At 53.0% G+C, this 14,025-nt stretch carries 9 protein-coding genes and 4 pseudogenes; 6 read left to right on the top strand and 7 right to left on the bottom strand.

Going from position 1 to position 14,025, the window contains the following annotated elements; translation table 11 throughout:
* Positions 1 to 20 precede the first annotated feature (20 nt).
* The 6 genes from ACVBAU_RS16375 to ACVBAU_RS16350 are packed head-to-tail and all read right to left on the bottom strand — an operon-like array spanning position 21 to position 6,755.
* Complete coding sequence (locus ACVBAU_RS16375) at positions 21 to 1,442, bottom strand: mannose-1-phosphate guanylyltransferase/mannose-6-phosphate isomerase (protein WP_448329073.1); 1,422 nt, start codon at positions 1,440 to 1,442, stop codon at positions 21 to 23.
* Between the two features lie 51 nt (positions 1,443 to 1,493).
* On the bottom strand, positions 1,494 to 2,462 hold the full coding sequence (fcl, locus tag ACVBAU_RS16370) for a GDP-L-fucose synthase (RefSeq protein WP_448329071.1): 969 nt from the start codon (positions 2,460 to 2,462) through the stop codon (positions 1,494 to 1,496).
* Between the two features lie 4 nt (positions 2,463 to 2,466).
* Complete coding sequence (gene gmd / locus ACVBAU_RS16365) at positions 2,467 to 3,588, bottom strand: GDP-mannose 4,6-dehydratase (RefSeq protein WP_448329069.1); 1,122 nt, start codon at positions 3,586 to 3,588, stop codon at positions 2,467 to 2,469.
* A 17-nt stretch (positions 3,589 to 3,605) separates the two neighbouring features.
* Positions 3,606 to 4,367 (bottom strand): glycosyltransferase family 2 protein, encoded by a 762-nt coding sequence (locus tag ACVBAU_RS16360; RefSeq protein WP_448329067.1) that lies wholly within the window; start codon positions 4,365 to 4,367, stop codon positions 3,606 to 3,608.
* Positions 4,364 to 5,602 carry a hypothetical protein gene (locus ACVBAU_RS16355; RefSeq protein WP_448329065.1) on the bottom strand — a complete coding sequence of 413 codons (1,239 nt, stop codon included), beginning with the start codon at positions 5,600 to 5,602 and terminating at the stop codon, positions 4,364 to 4,366. Before ACVBAU_RS16355 ends, ACVBAU_RS16360 begins: the two co-directional genes overlap by 4 nt.
* Positions 5,603 to 5,642: 40 nt before the next feature.
* A complete protein-coding gene (locus ACVBAU_RS16350; RefSeq protein WP_448329063.1) occupies positions 5,643 to 6,755 on the bottom strand; it encodes a hypothetical protein in 1,113 nt (370 codons plus the stop codon).
* Positions 6,756 to 7,126: 371 nt separating this feature from the next.
* On the opposite strand from ACVBAU_RS16350, the pseudogene ACVBAU_RS16345 reads away from it, so the two are divergent.
* The 6 genes and pseudogenes from ACVBAU_RS16345 to ACVBAU_RS16320 all read left to right on the top strand — a co-directional run.
* Positions 7,127 to 7,407 (top strand): annotated as a pseudogene (locus tag ACVBAU_RS16345) (hypothetical protein); the annotation flags it as partial.
* 242 nt (positions 7,408 to 7,649) lie between these two features.
* Positions 7,650 to 9,058: pseudogene (locus tag ACVBAU_RS16340) on the top strand (IS110 family transposase).
* 20 nt (positions 9,059 to 9,078) lie between these two features.
* Positions 9,079 to 9,680: pseudogene (locus tag ACVBAU_RS16335) on the top strand (IS3 family transposase); the annotation flags it as partial.
* 46 nt (positions 9,681 to 9,726) lie between these two features.
* Complete coding sequence (locus ACVBAU_RS16330) at positions 9,727 to 11,136, top strand: IS30 family transposase (protein ID WP_448329061.1); 1,410 nt, start codon at positions 9,727 to 9,729, stop codon at positions 11,134 to 11,136.
* Positions 11,137 to 11,420: 284 nt separating this feature from the next.
* Positions 11,421 to 12,473, top strand: a complete 1,053-nt coding sequence (locus ACVBAU_RS16325; RefSeq protein WP_448329059.1) for an IS110 family transposase — start codon at positions 11,421 to 11,423, stop codon at positions 12,471 to 12,473.
* Between the two features lie 16 nt (positions 12,474 to 12,489).
* Positions 12,490 to 12,675, top strand: a pseudogene (locus ACVBAU_RS16320) (IS3 family transposase); the annotation flags it as partial.
* A gap of 116 nt (positions 12,676 to 12,791) precedes the next feature.
* Here the strand turns inward: ACVBAU_RS16320 and ACVBAU_RS16315 are convergent.
* The gene (locus tag ACVBAU_RS16315; RefSeq protein WP_448329058.1) at positions 12,792 to 14,015 is read right to left on the bottom strand and encodes a hypothetical protein; all 1,224 of its coding nucleotides are present in this window, start codon (positions 14,013 to 14,015) and stop codon (positions 12,792 to 12,794) included.
* Positions 14,016 to 14,025: the final 10 nt, after the last annotated feature.

Here is a 14,025-nt window from a genome sequence, read left to right as displayed (position 1 = left end):
CGACGAGCAGCACTTTCCGCCTATCCGCGTGCATATACATCTTCGTAGCGGATAATGTCATCTTCGCCGAAATAGCTGCCGGTCTGGACCTCGATCAGCACCATGGGCAGCTTTCCCGGGTTCTCCATCCTGTGAACGGACCCGAGCGGGATGTAGACCGACTGGTTCTCGCTAATCAGTTTCACCGTCTCGTCCACGGTCACTTTCGCGGTGCCTTCGACCACGATCCAGTGTTCCGACCGGTGATGATGGCTTTGCAGGCTGAGCGCGGCACCGGGGTTCACAACGATGCGTTTCACCTGAAACCGTCCGCCGATCACAAGGCTTTCGTACCACCCCCAAGGCCGGTAATCGCGCGGCAGTTGCACCGCTTGGCTGGCATCACGTTTCTTGAGCGCATCAACGGCTTCCTTCACCCGCTGCGCCTGCGATTTGTCCGCGACCAGCACCGCATCGCCCATGGCGACGGCGATGATATTGTCCAGCCCGATGCCCACCAGCTGCAACCCGTTGGTTTCGGACCGAAGTAGCGTGTCCGCGCAGTCAATCGCCGTGGCATTGTCGGAACAGACATTCCCCGCCGCGTCCGGCCCGCTTTCCAGCCAGACGGCATCCCAACCGCCCAAGTCGGACCAGCCCGCGGCGAAAGGCATCACCGCCAGGTTATCTGCCTTTTCCATGATCGCATAATCGACAGAGATATCATCGGCTTGGCCCCACGTCTCTGCCTCGAGACGGGTAAACCCCAAATCCGAATCCGCCCCGTCGAGCGCTGCGGTGACAGCGCTGATCAGGTCGGGGGCGTGGGTGTGGTAGGCATCAATGATCGCCTGCGCGGTAAAAAGAAAAATGCCTGCATTCCACAGGAAATTCCCTGCCTCCAGCATCGCGGTCGCTGTCGGGCCGTCCGGCTTTTCGATAAAGCGCGCAAGGGGTTGCGGGGATTTGGCTGTGGCGTCTGCATCCTCGGCAAGCTCAAGATAGCCATAGCCCGTTTCGGCCCGCGTGGGCGTGATGCCGAATGTGACCAGGTCACCGGCCTGCGCCCGCGGAACGGCCGCCTGCACCGTCTGGGCAAAGGCATCACTGTCGGGGATCACATGGTCCGACGGGGCCACCAGCATCAGCGCCTGCGGATCAGTTTGTGCGACGTATAGTGCGGCGGCGAGGATTGCAGGGGCGGTATTGCGCCCGTCAGGTTCAATCAAGATCGCCTGCGCCGTCATCTCGACCTGCGCCAGTTGTTCGGTCACGATGAACCGGAAGGGGTCCCCCGTCACCACGATAGGCGCTGTGAAGCACGCTCCGATTAGGCGGCGCGCCGAGGCTTGGAACAGGCTTTCATCGCCCATCAGTTTGGCGAACTGCTTGGGGTACGACTTCCGTGACAGTGGCCAAAGGCGTGTGCCGGACCCGCCACAAAGGAGAATGGGATAGATCATAAATGGGCCTTGTTAAAATACTTTAATGAGAAATTATTAAGTAATGTTATCTTAAGAGCGTACCCTGTTCTGATCCAAAAACCAATCATAAGTCTCGCGCAGACCGTCTTTCAGATCGATCTGTGCGCGCCACCCCATATCGGCCAGCCGCGAGACATCCATCAGCTTGCGCATTGTCCCGTCGGGTTTAGACCTGTCGAACACCAGCCGCCCTTTGAAACCCGTCGCCTGCGCCACCATCTGCGCCAGTTCCGCGATGCTGACATCGCGGCCCGTGCCCACGTTGATATGGCTGAGCATGGGTTGGGTGTGCGCGGCGTAAACGTCACGCGGCAGGTCGAGCACAAACAGCGATGCCTCGGCCATATCGTCCACATGCAGGAATTCCCGCATCGGTTTGCCGGTGCCCCAGATCACGACCTCTTCAAGCCCGTCCCGCGCGGCCTCGTGGAAACGACGGATCAGGGCGGGCAAAACATGGCTGTTTTGCGGATGAAAATTATCCCCCGGCCCATAAAGGTTCGTCGGCATCACGCTGCGATAATCCGTGCCATATTGCCGGTTATAGCTTTCGCAAAGTTTAATGCCGGCGATCTTGGCAATGGCATAGGGCTCGTTCGTCGGCTCGAGCGTACCGGTCAGCAGCGCCTCCTCTGCCATCGGCTGTGTGGCGTCGCGTGGATAGATGCAGGAGCTGCCCAGTTGCAGCAGCTGTTTGACCCCCGCCCCAAAGGCCTGATGGATCACATTGCATTCGATCATCAGGTTTTCGTAAATAAAATCAGCGGGGTAGCTGTTGTTCGCCATAATTCCGCCGACCTTGGCCGCGGCCAGTATCACCACATCAGGCAGCTCTGTCGCCATAAAGTCGCTCACCGCCGCTTGATCGGTAAGGTCCAGTTCCGCATGGGTCCGCGTGATCAGTTCAAGCGCCTCCCCAGCAGTCACGCGCGCCTGCAACTGACTCAGGATCGCACCACCGACCATGCCACGATGCCCTGCGATATAAATCTTCCGCATAGGCCTATCCGTTCTCGAGCGAGATCGGCAGATCCAGCCCGTGCTCTTTCAGCAACGCATGCCGCCGCGCGACCTTAAGGTCATTCGCAACCATCTCGGCACACATCTCCTGAGTGGTGATCTGCGGCTCCCACCCCAGCTTTTCCTTCGCCTTGGCGGGTGACCCTAGCAGCGTCTCTACTTCGGCGGGGCGGAAATACTGCGGATCAATGCGCATCACCACATCGCCGGGGCTGACTGCGGGGGCATCATCACCGCGCACGCTGTCAACGATTGCGCACTCGTCCAAACCCGTCCCTTCGAACCGTAGGACGATCCCCAGCTCTGCCGCCGACCACGTGATGAACTGGCGCACAGAATACTGCGCGCCGGTGGCGATCACGAAATCATCTGGCTCATCTTGCTGCAGCATCATCCACTGCATCCGCACATAATCCTTGGCGTGGCCCCAATCGCGCAGCGCGTCGATGTTGCCCATATACAGGCAGTCCTCCAACCCCTGCGCGATATTAGCCAACCCGCGCGTGATCTTGCGCGTGACAAAGGTTTCGCCACGGCGCGGGGATTCGTGGTTAAACAGGATGCCGTTGCAGGCATACATTCCATAGGCCTCGCGGTAGTTTACCGTGATCCAATAGGCGTACATCTTGGCCACGGCATAGGGGCTGCGCGGGTGAAAGGGGGTTTTCTCCGTCTGAGGTGTCTCTTGCACCAAACCGTAGAGCTCGGAAGTTGACGCCTGGTAAAAGCGTGTCGTTTTCTCCAAGCCCAGAAACCGGATCGCCTCAAGCAGCCGCAAGGTACCATTTGCATCCACATCCGCCGTATATTCGGGCGACTCAAAGCTCACCGCGACGTGGCTTTGAGCCCCGAGATTATAAACTTCGTCGGGATGCACTTCACTGATAATTCGGGTTAGGTTGGAGCTGTCCGTAAGGTCGCCATAGTGCAGTTTCAGCTTCGGATTTTCTTCATGTGGGTCTTGATAAATGTGATCAATTCGCTGGGTATTCAGCGACGACGACCGCCGCTTGATTCCGTGGACCTCGTACCCTTTTTCCAGCAATAACTCCGCCAGATAGGAGCCGTCTTGGCCAGTAACCCCTGTAATTAGCGCTCTCTTCATTTCCGTCACCTTATCTCTCAACGCGATAAACGTTGTTTCATCTTTGTGAATAAATTTATAAAAATCGCCGCGTCGATGGGCCCGCCACCCAGCCGCCGTCGGCGAATTGACAGCAGCTCTCGCGAATTTTGCATTATTGAACGGAACCCCGCTGTACTTTCGCCGCCTATTCGCATGTTGACAATAACATCCTGGATCACCGAGTGCGAAAATCCTTCAAGCTCCAGTGCGCGCATCAGCCAATCATAATCGCCTGCACTACGATATTCCGTACAAAACTCGCCAACCCGCTCCAGAACTATCCGACGAGCATAGGTTGTGGGATGTGGTAAACTGAACCCACGTCTATAAGCACCTGAAACATATGGCGTAGGTTGCCAAATTCGGACCGGCCAACTTCCGTCATGTTCGCGAACAAAATGCAAGCGTCCGGAAACCAGGTCGGTACTTTCAAGCGCGTCAACAATCAGCTCAAGTGAATCAGGGCGCGCGAAGCAATCATCAGAATTGAGACACCCGAAGAATTCACCGGTGACGCGCCTCAAGCCCTTATTCATAGCATCGTAGATACCGTTATCCGGCTCGCTATAGAGATGAATGTGAGGGTAATTAAATCCACGGACGATATCGCATGTGCTATCAACAGATCCTCCGTCGACTACTATCAACTCCTTGCTCGGATAGGTTTGCTCAATAAACGAGGTGATGGCATCACCAATTGTTTTCTCGGAATTATAAGCGGCCATAACAACCGTGATTCTAGGTTTTGGAGTAATCATATTTTTCTCCGTATATTTTCGGCGACTAGAGGAAAAGCAATAAATAAGGACACGGGAAGAGCACTGCGCGTGACTAGCGCAAACTCCGTTATGCCATTTGAAAATGCGTAAGAAATAACCAATGTCGCCGTGATTGCATAAACAATCGAATTCGAGCCGCACGTGCGAGCCACCAGTCTGAGAAAATAAAAAATAATAAGCAATATCAGAAGTAGTCCGCCTAGTCCAATGTGCGTGAGAATAATTCCCAAACCAGAGTCATACCAAGTGAGGCTAGCGCCAAAAATACTTGCACCAAAAAAAACGGAACTTGACAGCCACTCAGAAATTGCAATTTCGAATTTCAAAACTCTACTCATCGAGCTGACGTCATTGAAGAAATCGAATTTAAACGCGCGCTCTGACGCCTCAGCAAAAAATTCCGTGGCGACTGGGTGAATATAAGACGCAATAAAACCCAATATAAATAAAATTAGAGATGCCTTGATGGCAAATGACCTCGAAATGTGTGCCCGGCCAGAAGCCATCTTAAGAACTGAATAAATAATCGCAGAAACTATGATTACAGCGAGGCCATTCCTGCTACCGGATAGAATTAACCCGCCCATGGAAAAAATTACTACAGCCGATGTTACCCAAACGGGATGTTTCAACGACCTTCTTAAATAGAGAAAGTAAAAAATGAGCGCCATGGACAAATAGTTGCTATATAAATGCGCATCGGAAACTAAAAAATCTTTAGAGCCAGGATAGCTTAGCCTTGACAATCCAAATATAGATCCGGAATCAACAGAAAATTTGTAGTAATAAGCCCAAGCAACTAGAATCAAAAAAGAAACCAGCAATGAAATTTCCACGCCACGTAATCGCTGAGTACTGACTGTTGTCGCGACGAATACAATTGGTACGATAATCGGAATAGCGTATTTATATACAAACGCTAATCTGGTGAAATCGGCGCTACCGAGAAAATCTGCATTGAATAATATAGATATCAACAATGCAAAGAATACAGCAGCCAGCGCAGTGAGTAATTTTTTTGACAATGGTAGGAAAGCAGAAGAAATAACAAGCGCTGAAACTATAAATATGTCGTTAAACCTTAGTGGATCTAACACAACCATATTCCAAGGCGTGGACAAAATCGCGCAAATTAGCAGAAAGTACGGAGCTGCAGAGAGCGCTTTAAGCTTCCGAAACTTCACATCTTTTCTAAATGGGACACTGGTATCCATTTTGCACCCGCTACGAAGCTTAACACTATCCAGCACCTGGCTACTTTCCTAGCGTATTAGAACATAGAATATTTTTCTCAAGACTATTTAGCAAAGACACTTTATCTATTTTAGCGCGTGCCCTTTTTCGAATAATATCTTTTGCATTAGATCTAGCGTCTTTTGCTGCCCGAATAATACAAGACCAGTCAGGCGGCCCATACTCATAACAACCTTTTAGTTCTCCGACTCCAACATCTCCATGCCCAGAATATACGGGCACGCCTGCGGACAGGCTCTCACGAACCTTAAGGGTGCATGCGGTTTTTGCGTTAACTATATCTAAAGAAAACGCACCGAGACTGAGGTCCATTCTTTGAAGAAGTTTCCAGATATCTTCTGCTGGCAAGACCCCATATCGTACTACTCGTTCCTCTAGGTTATTTTCAACGATAAACGCCTCCTGATGGGGTAGCAAGCGTCCCACTAAATGGAGTTCCCAATTTGGATGACCGTCAAACTCCTTTATGCTAAGAAGTATCTTCTCAAGGCCATTCCATTCAAAAAATTGAGACGCTATAAAAATAACTTTGAGATCGCCGCCGCGGCTATCAGTTAACGGTTGATTCCAATCCCCTAGATGGAGCCCATTGGGGTAAACATAAGTCTTTTGGAACGTAAGTCCTAAGCGTTTTTTTTCATGCTCTACTATTTCATCCGTCACACCGATGATTCCCGCCGACTTTCCTATAGTTAGACGCATGAACAAACGGTCCGACCACGACAATACACGGCCAAACATATGACCACGTGTTCTCAAGTAGTAATATGTCAGTGTGTGAAATACGTACCAAGTCTTTGCGCGAACGTTTTGACCAAGGAACATTCCAAATGGATCGACTGGGGTATGGCGAACAATAATAACCTCATGAGTACCGGCTGCTTTACGTACCCGCCTGTACAAATGTAGCCTACGCCCTAGAAAACTTGAGTACGCACTCGGAATTTGTCGCAAAACACTTCCGGGATAGCTCTCGTCTAAAGACCATAGTTCGACTTCCAGATCTAGACCGGATATTTGACTCGCTCTCTTCTCCCACTCCATTTGCTGACGAACCCCTGGGTTGGCGCTGGCGCTTTTCACATTGGCGATGTGTATAACTTTAATCGGCACACTACCGTCTCCCAACAGGGTAAAAATAGGATCGCTGAGATCTAGTACAACATGTTACCCCGTTTAGCCATCCATCCGGTGCTGATATTTTCACGTCCGTCTCCTGATAAAACCCGTCTCGCTTTTGTTCGCCCCTAGTGCTCGTTCAAGCCACCTTTCACTCATAAGCCACGCGGATTTTCCAGCCCAATGCTGAGGGGCGGTGATGTGAATTGTAGAACCCGTTTATCTATTCGATGATCGTCATCGTCCGCGTTATAATTGCCAGATCGTGCCGCATGCGATTACTGACGGCCCAACCAATGGCATGGACCTGTCGCGGTTTGATGCCGCTCCTTTGGTAGCATTTACTGCAACAAAGAAGATGAACTATGGGACTGAAACGGACGGACGAATTCCGGCAAGATGCGGTGCGTATCGCGCTGACCAGTGGGCTAACGCGTAAGCAGGTGGCTGATGATCCATTGCCTGACAGGGTATTGCCCAGCAATGTCCCGAGAAGGTGGGCGTCGGGATGTCGACGCTGAACAAATGGATCACTGCGTATCGAGGCACTGATGTGGTTTCGAAGAAGGATTTGAGTTTTGCCAAAGAGAATGATCGGCTTCGACGCGAGATCAGGCTCCTCAAGCAGGAGAGGGAAATCCTAAAAAACTGTTCCGGGTTGGGGCCTGCCTGTGCGCGGTAGAAACAGCCTGTGCTATGTTGCGCTATGAAGGGCAGCGGCCGTTCGCTTATTAGTGGTCTCGATGTTGTCGAGAACCCCGTTAAAAAACGTGGTCCATGGGTTGGTGCGAACTTGAGAGTGGTGACGCCGTTTTGCGGCGATCCCGGTTAGGAAGATGACGGATTTGCATAGCCCACGCCCTTCTGTTGCCGACAGGAGGATAGATGATGGCAAAGCAAAAGACCGAACGGCCCCCTACCATTGAGACCGTCAACATTGGCGCTGCCGCTGTTGATATCGGCTCACGAGAACACATGGCTGCAGTGAACCCTGACGTGACAGATGCGCCCGTGCGTGCGTTTGGAACTTTCACGCATGATCTGCATGATTTGGCCTATTGGTTCAAATCGCACGGTGTGACCAGCGTCGCGATGGAATCCACGGGCGTGTATTGGATCCCAGCCTACGAGATACTCGAACAGCGCGGTTTCGAGGTTATTCTGGTCAACGCGCGCTACGCCAAGAACGTACCCGGCCGGAAAACCGACGTCAGTGACGCCAGTTGGCTGCGGCAGCTGCATTCATATGGGCTTCTGCGTGGCAGCTTTCGACCAACAGCTGAGATTGCAACGCTGCGGGCCTATTTGCGCCAACGGGAACGGCTGGTCGAGTATGCGGCGGCTCATATCCATCGACCGGCAGGGTATCGCATAGCGATGTCCCGAGAGGGGAGCACATGCAAAAGGCACTGATGGAGATGAACCTGCAGCTGCATCACGTCGTCTCTGATATCACCGGCGTGACGGGGATGAAGATCATCCGTGCGATTGTTGCGGGCGAACGGGATTTGGACATGTTAGCCGCGTATCGCGACGTGCGTTGCAAGGCTTCAACAGAGACAATCAAAGCCGCGCTCAATGGAAATGATCGCCCCGAACACATCTTCGGGCTGACCCAATCGATGGAGCTTTATGACTTCTATCAGGCCAAGATGCTGGAATGTGATCGTCACCTCGAGGCGACGCTGGCGGCATTAGGGGCCGTTACGGAACATGACCCAAGTGGGTTGCCGCGCCCGCGCACCAAAACCAAGCAGGTCAGCACCCCTTCGTTCGATGTCAGGGCAGCGTTGTTCGGCGTCCTCGGCGTTGATCTAACGCAAATCCATGGGATGGGACCGTCCTTGTCGCTCAAGCTAGTAGGCGAATGCGGCACTGACCTGCGCGCTTGGCCGAGTGCCAAGCACTTCACATCGTGGCTCTGTCTGGCACCCGGTAACAAGATCTCCGGCGGCAAAGTTCTATCATCCCGAACGCGGCGATCATCCAGCCGTGCGGCGGCCTTGCTACGCCTGGCTGCGGTCACCATTGGACCAAGCGACAAGGCACTGGGCGCATTTTACCGGCGGCTGGCAGCAACGGCAGGCAAAGCGAAAGCAGTCACGGCAACGGCGCGCAAGATCGCAGTTTTATTCTACAACACCCTGCGCCATAGCATGACTTATCAGGATCCCGGCGCGTCTCATTACGAGGAGCGATACCGCAATAGTGTGCTCGGCAATCTCAAACGTCGGGCCAAGTCATTCGGGTATGATTTGCAAAAATTGCCAATGGAGGCTGACATGGCTGTTTTTTAGGAAGCAACGCAGTTCCTCGCGAGCCTAAAGCCGTGAGGTTTAGGCTCGCGAGGAACACCGGGCACACCTCCCAGTCAGCCGCCTGTGTCACGTTGTCGGTGTCAGCTCGAGCGGCTTGCGGGCTTTCCGCAGCCGCCCTGCCAGTCGCAGACAACGGTCTGATATGGTGACTTTGGCCCACATAAAGGAACAATCTCGTCTCAGTCTTGGCAGCTATGGCAGGCCGCGGATGACTGAGGAATTGATAGAGATTGGCCTGGATGTTGGCCATCGTCGCGTGGGCCGATTGATGCGCCAGAACGGCATATCAGTCATTAGAATCCGCAAACATAAGGCCACAACTGATAGCAATCATAAGTTCAACATCGCGCCCAAACTGCTGGATCGTAACTTCAACGCAGATGTTCACAACCAGAAATGGGCTGGTGATATTACCTATATCTGGACCCGCGAAGGCTGGCTCTATCTTGCCGTGATCTTGGATTTGCATTCACGCCGAGTGGTCGGCTGGGCCGTTAGTAACCGGATGAAACGCGATCTGGCGATCCGAGCGTTGAAGATGGCCATCGCATTCCGGGCACCGCCCGAGGGCTGCATCCATCATACTGACCGTGGCAGCCAAGGCGGATTCAACCGGTCGTCGCAACACCCCATTTTAGGAGGTGTAGATGACGAAAACAGGCAGACGAAAATCCGAACGTTCGACACGGGGCAAATTAAACTCGCCAGGAAGGCCGCCAGTCTGGCAACGTGAGAATCTTTGCCGGTTCTGGCGGGGCGTGGCCGCAGGTCATTCCAGTGAGGTGTCCGCCGTTGAAGCGGGTGTTTCCGGTCCAGTCGGAATCCGGTGTTTTAGGAGTTCTGGCGGAATGCCCCCAACACACCTTGCACCATCAGCGACGCCATTGATGAGGCGTAATCTGACATTTTCTGAGCGAGAAGAGATTGCTTTGGAATGTGCGCGAGGGACAGGTATCCGCGCTATCGCACGTAAGCTCTCGCGGTCACCCAGCACGGTATCGCGAGAGATCAGGCGCAATTCCGCGACGCGCAGCGGGGATTTCGACTATCGCGCAATCACGGCGCAGTGGCATGCGGATCGTGCAGGACAGCGCCCGAAGCCAAGCAAGCTGGCGAATAATCCAGCCCTGCGCGATTATGTAAAGGACCGTCTTTCCGGTCTCATCGCTACGCCGGGTGGCATCGCCTTCGATGGCCCTGTCGTGATATGGAAAGGACGGCGGGCCGTTCATCGGCAAAGCCGACGCTGGTCCTGTGCCTGGAGCCCGGAACAGATCGCGCAACGTCTGAAGATAGACTTCCCCGAGGATCCAACCATGCGTATCAGCCACGAGGCCATCTATCAGGCGCTCTATATTCAAGGACGGGGTGCCTTGAAGCGGGAGCTTTCGGCCTGTCTGCGCTCCGGCCGCGCACTACGGTTACCCCGCGAACGCGCCCGTGGTCGTGGCAGACCCTTCCTCACAGATGCGCTGATGATCAGCGACCGTCCGGCAGAGATTGGCGATAGGGCTGTGCCTGGCCATTGGGAGGGCGACCTCATTCTCGGTCTTGGAAGTTCCGCGATTGGAACACTGGTCGAGCGCACAACGCGCTTCACAATGCTTTTGCACCTGCCGCGCATGGAGGGCTATGGAAAGGGGGATGTGCCCAAGAATGGACCAGCGCTGGCTGGCCATGGCGCTGACGCTGTCCGCGATGCTATCGCAGGGACAATCATGGGACTTCCTGCGGCTCTTCGCCGTTCTCTGACTTGGGATCAGAGTGCGGAGATGGCCCAACATGCGCAGCTCCAAGTCGATACGGGTCTGGAAATCTATTTCTGCGACCCTCAAAGTCCCTGGCAGCGCGGGAGCAATGAAAACACCAATGGCTTGCTACGGCAATACTTTCCCAAAGGCACAGATCTCAGCCGGCACGGTGTCAATGAGTTGAGCGCAGTCGCACATGCTTTGAACACAAGACCCCGCAAAACCCTCGGCTGGCGCACACCTGCAGAGGCACTCGACCGGCTGCTCAAACAGCATATAATCGAAAGTGTTGCGACGACCGGTTGAATCCGCCCAATATTGTTCACACGACTATCAGAAGATCCTGCGCCAACACGGCTTCAACGTGTCCATGAGCGGAAAGGGAAATTGCTATGACTGTGAGTATGGTATTGCGGCTTGATGGCCTGACCCATGTTACGATTGACTGCGTGTCATTGCGTTGACGTGTCGACCATCAAGTCGCCCCGGCAACGGGCGAGATGTGACCTTATAGGAGCCTGACGGGTACGCCCCATCACAGTCCTGTCCCCTCGGATCGGTGCCTGGGCATTCTTAGCAAAGAGGGCATCATGAAGACCACACATCCAGTTATTATCGGCATTGACACGCACAAGGCCAGCCACGTCGCTGTGGCGATTGATACGCAAGGCACCCGCTTAGCGACGCTCTCCATTCCAACCAATCCGAAGGGGTATTTAGAATTGGAGCGTTGGTCTCAGTCTCTTGGGAAAGTTCAGGCATTCGGGATTGAAGGCACCGGTTCTTACGGCGCAGGCCTTTCGCGGTCGTTGCTCGCCCACGGCCACAATGTCATTGAGGTCACGCGTCCAAATCGGCAACTGCGATACACGCAGGGCAAGACAGATAGTTTGGACGCGGAAGGTGCCGCACGTTCCGTTCTTTCTGGGCAAGCTACGGCACGACCGAAGACACAGACGGGGTCATCAGAAATGATCCGCCATCTGAAGATTGCACGTGATACCGCTGTTAAATCGCGCTCGCAGGCGATGGTCACCCTGAAAACACTGATCATAAATGCACCCGCCGATTTGCGCGACGCACTGAATCATATCCGTGGGAAAATCGCACTAATCCGGCACCTCGCCGCCTTTCGACCTGGTGATATCGACAATCCATTGGCCTCTGCTAAAGCCGCCATGCGTGCATTGGCGCGTCGTTGGCTGTGGCTGCACGAAGAGATTATTGCGCACGATAAGGAACTGGAACGGCTTGTCACAGAACGCGCACCAGAGTTGATGGCATCTCACGGCATTGCCACATTGACGGTCGCAGAGATGCTGATCCTCGTTGGCGATGATCCAACACGCATTCGATCAGAGGCTGCCTTCGCTAAGCTTTGCGGGGTTTGTCCCATTCCGGCATCGAGTGGGAAAACACATCGGTTCCGACTGAACCGGGGCGGCAATCGCCAGGCCAATGCTGCCCTCTATCGTGTTGCCATTGTCAGGATGCGAAGCCACGAACCGACACTGGCTTATGTCAAGAAACGCACAAAAGACGGGAAGAGCAAGAGCGAGATTATTCGTTGCCTAAAGCGCTACATCGTGCGCGAAATTTATAGCCAGCTTTGCGTCCCAAAATCGTCCCAGATCAAGGCTTGACGAATATAGGAGCTTCAACGCAGCTGTCGAAACGTTCTTCAAAACCATCAAGGCTGAATTGATCTGGCGCGATACATGGGAAACCCGCAGGAAGGCAGAGATGGCAATCTTCGGATACATCAACGGCTTCTATAATCCACGCCGCCGCCACTCAGCACTGGGCTGGAAAAGCCCTGTCGCCTTCGACCGAAGGGTGGCTTAAACGAGCACCGGGGGCGGCAGGAAAGCGCGACAGGTCCAATTCGCATGCCTTTCAAAACCTTTCTTTCACCCTACAACACCACTGTCTTTAAAAGAACCGCGAATGGTATTCGCAACTTATAACGATGGAAGTCGCAATACTCGTTGAAAAATAAAACCGGTATACGCCGAGTATAATACCAAAGAGATAATAGCAAAAGATAGTTCAAGCGAGAGTAAGGGGGCTAACAAATAAAGACCAAGAGATAGGCACGACAACCTCGCGATATCTAAAGCTAAAAAGATTCGCTCCTCACGCAACGGGACGCGCACCTGAGAAACGGGATTAATTGCGGACTGCCCCATGGCAGCCGCGAATAGGTAGTAGATAAGTGTAAAATGGGTTAATAAAAGCGGCTCGCGTAACAGCCATAGTAGACAAATAAGCGCTGAAGCAACAACAATATAAAACCCTACGCTTTCTGCCATTGCTCTAGATATTAGCCTAATTAAAATCGAGGGTTGGCGTTTCGACGTAATCGACCATTTCAGCGCATCAGCGAGAAATAAACGGCCCGTCACCTGGCCGACCAAGGTTACCGGTGCGGCCAAAGCTCGCATAAATAGGCCAAAATCAGCCACAAAACTCGCCGTCTGAGTAGCGGCCGCGAAAAGGAGAGGGATGTTAAGGTAGGCGGAATTCACTCCGGTAGACGCAGTTAGCCATGTAGCTCGTTTTGCCGTCTTAAGGTCTGGAAAATAAAATTTTGGTGAAGCTACGTGCCCACTAGGTATACACCACACATAGTAGATAAGTGAGATCGTAGATGGTAGCGCGACACTTAAACCCAATACAAATAAGATGCGGTCGCCGGAATTTAGAAGATCACTATTCATGATACCGATTATCAAAATAATTGAGGCTGTAGCTTGAGCGAAGCGTGTTGCGAGGAGCAGGTGTAAACGCTTGGCTTGGACAAAAATAAAATTCTGAACTGAGCTGATTGCTAACCCTACCAATATCGGAATGGTTAAAAAAGAGAGTGTTAGCGAGCTAGTTGTTATTCTGTCTATTGCAGCCACACATAAAAAACTTACCGCGATAGTTATTGCGATGAAAAATGTTGGGGTCAGTATACCCGCATACGTCTCACGCTCAAACTTTTGGAATATCAAAACTTCCAACCGCATACTTGCAACAACACCTATGATACCGGCGATAGACAATTGCACGAGTAGGAATTTGAAATCGGTTTCGGTTAATGCTGTTTTCGCGACGAGTAGTACGAGAAAATTCGTGAGCTGGGTCAAGCTAGTTGCCACTGCCAACTTTGCGCGGACGCCGGTAAGGAAAGAAATCATTCAATCTGGA

The sequence above is a fragment of the Sulfitobacter sp. M13 genome (assembly GCF_053474885.1).
The sequence above is the reverse complement of the archived record's forward strand: the minus strand, read 5'-3'. Positions and strand labels throughout refer to the sequence as shown.

Bases quoted from the DNA above. Each gene is read 5' to 3' on its own strand.
- ACVBAU_RS16360 (WP_448329067.1), bottom strand. From the start codon at position 4,367: ATGATTACTCCAAAACCTAGAATCACGGTTGTTATGGCCGCTTATAAT.
- ACVBAU_RS16355 (WP_448329065.1), bottom strand. From the start codon at position 5,602: ATGGATACCAGTGTCCCATTTAGAAAAGATGTGAAGTTTCGGAAGCTT.
- ACVBAU_RS16330 (WP_448329061.1), top strand. From the start codon at position 9,727: ATGACGAAAACAGGCAGACGAAAATCCGAACGTTCGACACGGGGCAAA.
- gmd (WP_448329069.1), bottom strand. From the start codon at position 3,588: ATGAAGAGAGCGCTAATTACAGGGGTTACTGGCCAAGACGGCTCCTAT.
- ACVBAU_RS16325 (WP_448329059.1), top strand. From the start codon at position 11,421: ATGAAGACCACACATCCAGTTATTATCGGCATTGACACGCACAAGGCC.
- ACVBAU_RS16315 (WP_448329058.1), bottom strand. From the start codon at position 14,015: ATGATTTCTTTCCTTACCGGCGTCCGCGCAAAGTTGGCAGTGGCAACT.
- ACVBAU_RS16375 (WP_448329073.1), bottom strand. From the start codon at position 1,442: ATGATCTATCCCATTCTCCTTTGTGGCGGGTCCGGCACACGCCTTTGG.
- fcl (WP_448329071.1), bottom strand. From the start codon at position 2,462: ATGCGGAAGATTTATATCGCAGGGCATCGTGGCATGGTCGGTGGTGCG.